This is a genomic window from Bacillus sp. HY001, from assembly GCF_007558965.1.
Lineage (GTDB): Bacteria > Bacillota > Bacilli > Bacillales > Bacillaceae_G > Bacillus_A > Bacillus_A mobilis.
Map to the genome: position 1 here is coordinate 1 of NZ_VLTE01000313.1, position 329 is coordinate 329.

At 33.7% G+C, this 329-nt stretch carries 1 pseudogene; it reads left to right on the forward strand.

The features are described from left to right. Positions 1 to 329: pseudogene (locus tag FOT98_RS31505) on the forward strand (excinuclease ABC subunit UvrA); the annotation flags it as partial.

A 329-nucleotide genomic window follows, 5' to 3' on the forward strand; every position in this document is an offset into this window, starting at 1 on the left:
AAGGGTGTAACGCGTGAAATATTATCAAAAGTAAACGCATTAATTGATATTGGTTTAGGATATCTATCCCTAAATCGTGGAACAGACACTTTATCAGGTGGCGAGGCTCAGCGAATAAAAATTGCAAAATATTTAAGCAGTTCATTATCTGATTTAGTTTATATTTTTGATGAACCTAGTGTTGGGTTACACCCACATGATATTATCCTTATTAAACAAGCACTAACTAAGCTAAAAGAACAAGGTAATACAGTTATATTAGTTGAACATAATCCTAGCATCATAGAAATGGCTGACTATATTGTAGAAATGGGACCAAAAGCTGGGAC